Raw genomic sequence first — 8,730 nt, forward strand, 5'->3', positions numbered from 1 at the left:
GCCGGTGAAACCCGTCGCCGTGCCGCGACACCCCACGCCGTCCCGCAACCCGAGGAGCCTTGATGACCCGCACCGTGCTCGTCCTCGGCGGTGGCACCGCCGGCAACGCGCTGACCGTCCTGCTGCGCCGCGCCGGGCACGCCGTCGACCTCGTGGAGGCCAAGCCCGACTGGAACGCCACCGCCGGGTCCGGCATCACCGTGCAGGGCAACGCGCTGCACGTGCTGCGCGAGGTCGGCGTCATCGACCAAGTGCTGCGCCAGGGGTTCCCGTTCGACGAGCTGAGCCTCTTGTCCCCGTCCGGCGCGGTGCTGGCCGTGCACCCCGGCGGCCGGATCGGCGGTGACGACCTGCCCGCCACCGTGGGCATGCAACGACCCAGGCTCCAGCAGATCCTCATCGACGCCGTGCGCGCGTCCGGCGCGTCGGTCCGGCTGGGCGTCACCGCCACCGCCTTGGACCAGGACCGCGGGGACGTCACGTTCTCCGACGGCACGAGCGGGCGGTACGACCTGGTCGTCGGCGCGGACGGCCTCAACTCCGCCACCCGCCGGCTGATCGGCGTCGAGGACCGGCCGGCGCCCACCGGCATGGCCATCTGGCGCGCCGCCGTGCCGCGCCCGACCGGCCTGGACCACACCCGGATGATCTACGGCGGGCCGTGCTTCATCGCCGGCTGCTGCCCGACCGGCCCGGACACCGCCTACGCCTACCTGGTGGAGCGCAACCGCGACCGCGGCGCGATCGACCCGTCCACCTACGCCGAGGAGATGCGGCGCCTGGCACAGGGCTACGGCGGGCCGTGGCCGGAGATCCAGGCCGCGCTGACCGACCCGTCGCTGATCAACTACACCTGGTTCGACCGGCTGCTGGTGCGGGGCCCGTGGCACCGGGGCCGGGTGGTGCTCGTCGGTGACGCCGCCCACGCGTGCCCGCCGACCCTGGCACAGGGCGCGGCGATGTCGTTGGAGGACGCGCTCGTCCTGGCCGAGCTGCTGTCCACTCGGGACAGTTGGGACGACGCGGTGCTCACCGAGTACCGCGACCGCCGCTACCCGCGCGTGCGCGAGGTCGTCGACGCGTCCGTGCAGCTCGGGCAGTGGTTGCTCGACGGCGTGCGTGACGCCGACGTGCCCGGCCTCATGGGCCGCACGATGGCGACGCTGGCCCGGCGCCCCTGACCGCCGCGACCGTCGACGCGCACGTCCGGACGAGCTGCGACCCCGTGAAACGCCTTCCCGAGCGGCGACGATAGCCGCTGCGTACGGGCGAACCGAGGCGTGGACGGAGCACATGCGGCGAGACGCGGTGATCACCGGGGTGCTCGGGCTGGTCGGGGCCGGGAACCTGGCCGCGCGGACCCCCGGTCTGTGGGCCTGGGTCCTGCTAGCGGTCGGCGGCAGCTCGGTCAGCCTGTTCCTCCTCGTCAACGGCGTCGTGGAGGACCGGAGGTCGCGAACGGCCGCGGGGCTGGACGAGTCCGCGGCGCGACTTGCCCGGTCGGTGCGCGCCCAGGTCGAGCGCGAGATGTCCGCCTACTGGCGGAGCGGGAGGGTCGACCTCGCCGAGACGTACCGCACGACCCCCGCCGGCCGGGTGATGGTGCTGGGCGGTCCCGGCGCCGGCAAGACGGTGCTCGTCCAGCAGCTGGCGCTGGACCTGCTGAGCGGGGAGCACGACCGGGTCCCGGTGGTGCTGCCGCTCGCCTCGTGGGACTCCCGCGCCGTCCACCTGGACGACTGGATGGCCGAGTACCTGGCGGAGCACCACCGTTGGCTCACGGTGGGCGTCGCGCGAGCCCTGATCGACGCGGACCGCGTGCTCCCGGTCCTCGACGGCCTCGACGAGATGACGCCCGACCGGCAGCAGCTCGCCCTGGGGGCGCTGGCGGACCCCGGGCGGAGGTTCGTGCTCACCGCCCGACCGGAGGGGTTCGTCGAGCTGCCGGCCGTGAAGGTCGTCTTCCTCAGGCCGCTGTCGGCTCGGCAGATCGCGGAGCACCTGGCGGAGGCGGGCGCGAACGAGCGGTGGCCGCCCGTCCTGGAACACCTGTCCACCGAGCCGGACGGCGCCCTCGCGAAGGCGTTGGCCACCCCGGTGTACCTCGGTCTCGCGATCGTCGCCTACGCGGACCCCCGGTCCGATCCCGTCGAGCTGCTCGACCCGGTCCGGTTCGGTGAGCCCACCGCGATCCGGCGCTTCCTCCAGGAGTCGGGCCTGGTCCGCGTCGTCCACGTCGACCCAGGGGCCCTCATGGAGGAGCGCGCCCTGCGCGCGATCGGGCACCTCGGCTTCCTGGCGGACCACCTGCAGCGCCTGAAGACGCGTGACTTCGCCTGGTGGGAGCTGAAGCGGTCGGTGCCGTCGCCGGTCTTCGCCGCGGTGGGCCTCGTGGTCGGGTTGTCCGCCGCACTGGCCACGACCGCGGTGTACGGGGACGTCGCGGTCGCGATCCAGGCCGCGGTGGTCCTGGTGGTCACCGCGATGTTCGCGCTGGGCGGGCGGTCGGCGCGGTCGACGGACGTGGCACCCGATGACGAACTCGCCCGCGCGGCCACCCCGACCGACTCGCTGCGCGGCCGGCGTCGGCGCATGTGGGGGTGGGCGTTGGTGTCCGGTGCTTTCATCGCGGTCGTCGCCCGGCAAACCGGTGAGCCGGGTCCCGGCGCCGCGGCCGCGGGCGCGGTGGCGGCCGTGGTGGGGGCGGGCTTCTCGACCTACTTCCGCTACTCGCTCAGCCGGGTCTGGCTGGCGAGCCGGGGGAAGCTGCCGCTCGACCTGATGTCGTTCCTGGAAGCCCAGCGGGACGTGGGCCTGCTGCGCCGCTCGGGTGCGACCTTCCGGTTCTACAACCGCCCGCTCCAGGAGCACTTCGCGGACGAGTACGGCCCCGCGTCGCTGCCCCGGCAGATGGCCGACCTCGCGGCGCACGTCATGGTGTCGAGGATGCGGGAGGAACTGGTGGACCTCGCCCTGGCCAAGGCGGAGGTCCACGCGGTCGTCGAGGCGCCGCGCGTGGAGACCATGCGTCGCGAGGTCGTCGGCGAGATCCTGGGTTCCCAGACGGACCTGGTCACCGCGACCGCCGGGGAACGGGAGCGGTTCGTCGCGTCCAAGCGGCGGTTCGCCGAGCAGGTGCGGGTGCCGTTCGCCGCGCTGGGGAAGCCGTGGTACTTCGTCCTCACCTGGGTTTTCGCGACGCTGACCGCGGCGAGCGTCTTCCCGCCCGCGACGAGCACCCCCGTGTGGATCGCCATGAGCGTCGCCGTGGTGGTGCTGGACTCGTCGGCCCGGGTGTTCCTGAGCGGGCATCGGCACTACGCCCGGTTGCGCTCCCTGCTCGACGTGATGGCGGTGTCGACCGTGACGCTGGTCGCCGCCGCGGTCCTCTCACCCGTGCTGAACCCGTCGTCCACCGGCGCGACGATCGCGTTCGCAACCGCGGCGGTGGTGTGCGCGGCGTTGTGGGGGTGGGCGCGGCCCCTGAAGGCACAGGCCGTGGCGCTGGGGTCCGACGATCCCCGCGACTGGCCCACCGAGCAGCAACTCCCGCGAGCCGCCGCGGCCAGGCAGGAAGCGGCGCGCGCCCACCGCGAACTCGTCGACGCGCTGGTGGAGAAGGGCGTCCTCCCGCTCGTCGCCGCACGCGTCGAGGTGCTGGCCGAGCGGTCCTACGCGACCGCCCTGCCCGAGGCGTCCGTCGGGCGGTTGGGCGGTCTCACCGAGCGCGCCCAGTTCGTGCCCACCGACACCTCCGCCCAGCTCAACCGGATGCTCGACGCGATGTCCAGCGGCGCCATCGGGCTGAGCGGGACGCGCGGCATCGGGAAGAGCACCGTCCTGCAGATGTTCGGCGACCAGCGCTTCAGCGGGCAGCCCGGGGACCTCTCGCTCGTGGTCACCGCGCCCACCGACTACGACAGCCGCGACTTCCTCGTGCACCTGTTCACCCGGTTGTGCCTGCTGGTCGTGCCACCCGAACCGGCGAACCGGGCGGCGGTGTCCCGATTACCGCGGCTGCGGTGGGTGCTGACCGCGTCGGCGGGCGCGGGGGTCGTCGCCGGGGCGGTGTGGTGGCCGCAGCTCGTGGAGGCCGCGAAGTGGGTCGGGGGCAACGTCCGGACCGTGGTGGCGGCGGCGGGCGGGCTGGTGTCGGCCGTGCCGCTCGGGGTGGGTGCGGTGGCGTTCGCCAGGCGGCGGGCGCGGTTGCGGGGGCCGGACACCGCGTTGGAGGACGAGGCCCGCAGGCACCTGCGGGGGTTGCGGTACCTGGAGACGACCACGCGGACGCGCACGGCGACGCTGAAACCGCCCGGTGGGCTGGAGGCGGGCAACGCCGTCGCCCGGCAGCGGGCCGAGCAGGTGAAGACCTACCCGGAGTTGGTCGCCGAGTTCCGGGAGTTCCTGGGGTTCGTCGGGTTGCGGTTGCGCAGCCGGGCCGACCGGGCCGACGCGCGGGTCGTCATCTGCGTCGACGAGGTGGACAAGATCGCGACCGCGGAAGCCGCCGAGCAGTTCGTCAACGACCTCAAGTCGGTGTTCGGCGTGCAGGGGGTGTTCTTCCTGGTGGCGGTGTCGCAGGACGCGCTCACGTCGTTCTCGCGCCGGGTGCTGTCGGTGCGCACGACGTTCGACTCGGCGTTCGACGACGTGATCCAGGTCAGCCGGCTGACGCTCACCCAGACGCGGCGGCTGCTCGTGCAACGGGTGCTGCGCCTGCCGGAACCGTTCGTCTGGCTGTGCTACGCGCTGTCGGGCGGGCTGCCCCGTGACCTGAACAGGATCGTGCGGCAGCTCTACGACGCCCGCACGGAGCTGGGCCCGGACCGGTTCGAGCGGCTCGCGTTGGAACTGATCCGGCAGGACGTCGACACCACGGTGCACGGCCAGGTGCAGCAGCTCGCCGGTCGCACGGACGAGAGCAGCGGCCGTTCGCTGCGGTGGCTGGCCGAGGTGGCGCGGTTGCCGCTGACGTCCGAAGCCCTGGCGGGGCACGTCGACGCCGCCCCGTCGCTGCCACCGCAGTCGGAGGACCTCTGGCAGTTGCGGGAGCAGTCGTCGGCCTACCTGCGCTACGCCGCCGTGCTGCTGCGGTCGTTCTGCGAGGCGACCGCGGCCACCGTCTCGGCGTTGCGCGACGTGCCGGACGACGACAACCCGCTCCGCCACCTCGCCGACGCCCGAACCCACCTGTCCGTCGACGCCGCGATGGCCGACGCCGCCGTGGACGCCTACCGGACCGCGGTGCCGGATAGCCCGTCAGGGGAGTGGGAACCCGAGCGGTGAGTGCGAGGACCCCTGGCCACACGCCGACCAAGGGGACGCGGCGTGGGCCGCGTCCCCTTCCGGTTCACCCCAGGGTTTTGGACATCGTGTAGAGCGTGCGGCCGACGTCGTCGAACTCCGTGACCGACCAGAGCATGCCACGATCCCGCTCCAGCGAGAGGTCTTCCGCGCCGGTCGGCGCTTCCACCACCTTGTCGTCCTGGAGCGCGCCGGTCGCCGGGTTCTCCTTCGTCCTGCGCAGGTAGCTGGGTCCGGTCTTGCCCCGCCCGGTCTGGCTGAGGTACCAGAACCGGCCGTCGTGCGCGACGCCTTGGACGTTCTGACCGGGCAGCATCAGGACTTTGCCCGGGACGGCCTGCCCCCGACGTGTCACCGGCTTGCCGTCCTCGGCCGGGTACGCGACCACCCGTCCGTTCCTGGAATCGCCATCGTTGCTTCCGCAGTACTCCCCAACAAGGATGCGGTGCGACCGTGAGGTGCGGTCGATCCCGACGTAGGAGAAGCGCGGGTCCGGATTCGCGCCCCGGCAGTAGTCGTCCGAATCGCTCGCCGTCCTGGTCTGCCACCGCCCGACCTGGGGCATCACGTAGCCGTCGGCGCCTTTGCCCCGGTAGATCTCGTTGGTGTCGAACACCCTGAGGCCTCGCTTGGTCTCCGTGACGTAGATGTAGCGGCCGTACCAGAGCACACCACCCGCGTGAACGTCGGTGACCTGGGTGTAGTCCTTGCCGTTGCGTGTCGGGACGACCAGCCGGACGTGCCGGTACTTGAGGTTCTGGTCGACGAAGGTGAGCTGCACCGCGTCCGCGCCGTGCTCGCCCTTGCGGTGGTACCAGCTGAGGATCACGGGCTCGCGTCCGCGCCAGACCCCGGCGCTCCTCGCGTCGGACACGTGCGACACGCCCTGCGGAACCCACGGCTCCCTGCTGTTCGCGTCGTTGGTGTCGAAGCAGTAGTGGGAACTGATGGCGGCTTTCTTGATCGGCCCCTTGCACCTCTCATCGCCGGATTCGAGCGTGAAGCGCCCGGGGTCGGCGAAGATCCGTTCCAGTTTGACCTCGGTCCTGGTCATCTTCGGACTCGCCACGTACCGGAGTGCGAAGGCGGCCTTGCTCTGGTCCACCGGCTGAGCCTGGGCGGGCGCGGCGAGCACCACCATCAGCGCGGCGATCCCCACCCCGTACGCCTTCCAGTGTTTCAGCATTGCTGTCTCCCCCTCTCAACGCTGTACAGCGTGGCGTGGCGAGCTGGAAGAAATCTGGGATCGTCCTTGTGCCGAGAAGCCGTGGAGTTGCCGCACCTGGGCTCGTCCGGGTGGCGTGCCGCAGAACGGGCCGGTCGAGCTCTCGTCATGTTCGGTTCGGATCGTCGGTGTGCGGGATGGGGCACAATCGAGCGATGCATGACGGTGCCCCGCCGGTCGAGGACGGCGCGGACGAGGGTCCACCCGACGACAACGGCAGGGTTGGGCAGCACGCGCGAGCGTCCTCGTCGGCCATCATCGTGCAAGCCGCTCGTGACGCGACCATCAGCCTGACGCACGATCTCGTGCTACCCGACGCGCAGGTCCGGCTGGTGCGGGCGCAGGAGGAGACCATCCAGGCGCAGCGTCAGCTCATCTCCGTGATGGAGGAGCTCAACGACGCCCGCCGGGTGATGCTGGAGAGCGCGCAGGTGGAGCACCGCGCTTCCCAGGTGATCATGGTGCTCCGAGTGGTGCTCGTCCGCTTGTCCGCGCTGATCGCGCAGCTCACCGAGGAACGCGACCGCTACCTGGCGGAGGCCGCGGGCCACCGTGCCGAGGTGGCGGCCACCCACCGGCGACTGTCGGCGGCCGAACAGGAACGCGGGCGCGCGGAAGGGCAACTCGGCCAGGCCCAAGAGGAGCGGCGTCGCGCGACCGCGCTCGCCGAAGCCGCCCTGGCGAAGATCGTCCAGTTGGAGGGCACGCTGCGCCGCGCCGGCGCCCACGACCCAGGCGTGCCTGCCCTGGGATCGGACCCGGACGTCGAGGTCCCTTCTCACGACGACGTCCTGCACGACACGGCGGTGGGCCTGGACCGGGTGCAGCGGCTCCTCGACGAACAGGAGCGGGAACTCGCGGACCTGGAGGCCGACGGTGCGCGAGCCCGTGTCGTGCCTCCACACCGCGTGCCCGACCTCGACCGGTTCCTCGACGAGCTGGGCGCGGTCCTGACCGGCTCCGCGACGCGGGTCGGGCTGTGCCACCTGGAACTCGACGCGCCGGCCGCAGGCGACGGCCTCCTCGGACGCGACCGGGGACACGGACGCGAGCTGCTGACGGTAGCGCGTGACCGTCTTGCGCGGGCGTTGCCGGAGTCGGGCTTCTTCGCCGCTCTGGGCGCCGGCTTCGTCGTCGCGGTGGTGGAGCCGGGCGCCGATGTCGAGGTGATCGCGCTGGCGCGTCGACTCCAGGCGGAGGTGGGGGCGCCGATCTCCGTCGACGGCGCCGTGCTGGTGCCGGCCGTCGCGGTCGGGATCGTCACGCGCGAGGCCGCGCGGAGCACTGCCGCGGAACTGCTCCGTGACGCGAGGGTGGCCTTGGACGCGGCGAAGCGGAAGGGGGCGAACCAGTGGGTGCTGTTCGATCCCCACCGCCTCGACGGTCCGAGTCGCCTCATCACCGACGTGCTTTCGCTGTCCCCGGTCGGCATCGGCCTGTTCGACGAGGACGAGCGGCTGGTGGACGCCAACGAGGCCCTGTGCGCGCTGCTGCGGCTGGATCTGGAGCAGCTGCGCGGCGTGACCGCGGAGCAGTTGACCCATCCCGACGACGACGGTCGGTGGTTGAGCGCGGCCCGCGTGTTCGAGAGCGGTCCGCGCCCGAACCCGCGCCGGATCCTGGTGCGGTCGGACGGCGAGCCGGTGTACTGCGAGCTGCACATCAGGCCGTCGGAGGGCAGCGACGTCGCGCCGTCCTGGTTGGTCGCCTTCGAAGACGTCACCGATCGCCATCGCACCGTCGAGGTGCTGCGGTACCAGGCCACGCACGACGAGCTGACCGGGTTGCCGAACCGGGCTTTGGTCAAGGAGATGCTCGGGGAGTTGTTGGAGTCGCCGGAGCGGTCGAAGGTCGCGGTGTTGTTCTGCGACATCGACAACTTCAAGCGGGTCAACGATTCGCTGGGTCATGACGCGGGTGACGAGCTGCTGGTGGCGTTGGCGCGGCGGTTGGAGGGTGGTCTGCCCGACGGCTGCACGGCGGCCCGCCTGTCCGGTGACGAGTACGTGATCATCTGCGAGAACCTCGACCGGGTCGGCGGGGTGGACGCGCTGGCCACGAAGGTGGCCGGGTTGTTGCGCACGGCGGTGCCGGTGCACGGGCAGTTGGTCCGGGTGTCGGCGTCGATCGGGGCGGCGGTGCCGAACGGGTCGCGTGCGACGGGCAACGACCTGTTGCGCTTCGCCGATGCGGCGATGTTC

General features: G+C 72.1%; 4 protein-coding genes. 3 read left to right on the forward strand and 1 reads right to left on the reverse strand.

Translation table 11 applies throughout. From position 1 onward, the window contains the following. Nucleotides 1-62: 62 nt before the first annotated feature. The gene (locus tag ABTZ99_RS25680) at nt 63-1,181 is read left to right on the forward strand and encodes an FAD-dependent oxidoreductase (RefSeq protein WP_499614637.1); all 1,119 of its coding nucleotides are present in this window, start codon (nt 63-65) and stop codon (nt 1,179-1,181) included. A gap of 112 nt (nt 1,182-1,293) precedes the next feature. Continuing rightward, nucleotides 1,294-5,286: an NACHT domain-containing protein gene (locus ABTZ99_RS25685; RefSeq protein ID WP_499614640.1), complete on the forward strand. Its 3,993-nt coding sequence runs from the start codon at nt 1,294-1,296 to the stop codon at nt 5,284-5,286. A 64-nt stretch (nt 5,287-5,350) separates the two neighbouring features. Here ABTZ99_RS25685 and ABTZ99_RS25690 read toward each other — a convergent pair whose 3' ends face one another. Next, nucleotides 5,351-6,463, reverse strand: a complete 1,113-nt coding sequence (locus ABTZ99_RS25690) for a hypothetical protein (RefSeq protein ID WP_499614643.1) — start codon at nt 6,461-6,463, stop codon at nt 5,351-5,353. 221 nt (nt 6,464-6,684) lie between these two features. On the opposite strand from ABTZ99_RS25690, the gene ABTZ99_RS25695 reads away from it, so the two are divergent. Then, nucleotides 6,685-8,730 (forward strand): diguanylate cyclase domain-containing protein (locus tag ABTZ99_RS25695; protein WP_499614646.1); only part of this gene is annotated, 2,046 nt, incomplete at its 3' end.

The organism is Actinosynnema sp. NPDC002837, assembly GCF_040295345.1.
Classification (GTDB): domain Bacteria; phylum Actinomycetota; class Actinomycetes; order Mycobacteriales; family Pseudonocardiaceae; genus Actinosynnema.